This is a genomic window from Rhizobium phaseoli (genome assembly GCF_010668805.1).
GTDB lineage: Bacteria > Pseudomonadota > Alphaproteobacteria > Rhizobiales > Rhizobiaceae > Rhizobium > Rhizobium phaseoli_A.
Map to the genome: position 1 here is coordinate 1 of NZ_WUFT01000078.1, position 438 is coordinate 438.

Annotated in this window: 1 protein-coding gene; it reads left to right on the plus strand. The window is 67.6% G+C overall.

Annotation, left to right across the window (positions count from 1 at the left end):
* Positions 1–438 (plus strand): XdhC family protein (locus GR197_RS31450; RefSeq protein ID WP_204330508.1); only part of this gene is annotated, 438 nt, incomplete at both ends.

The following is a 438-nucleotide window of genomic DNA, read 5'->3' on the forward strand; positions in this document are numbered from 1 at the left end:
ACTGTCTGCTGTGGGACGGCGCGGGTTTCGACGACAGCAGCGCGCTGCTCACCGAAACCATCGCGCCGCGCGACTTCCCCGTCGTGCTGTTCGGCGCGGGGCACGTGGGCGCCGCGCTCGTGCGCGTGCTAGCAACGCTGCCCTGCCACGTGCACTGGGTCGACGAACGCGATGCGCAGTTCCCGGCGCCCGATACGCTCGGCGCGACGAACGTGACGATCGAAGCGAACGACGCACCCGACGAAGCGATCGACAAGGCTGCGCCGCACACGTACTTCATCGTGATGACGCACAACCACGCGCTCGATCTCGATCTGGCCGAGCGCATCCTGCGGCGCGGCGACTTCGCGTTCTTCGGCATGATCGGCTCGCATACCAAGCGCAAGCAGTTCGAGCACCGGCTTGCTGCGCGCGGGTTCGATCCTGCCGCGATTGCGC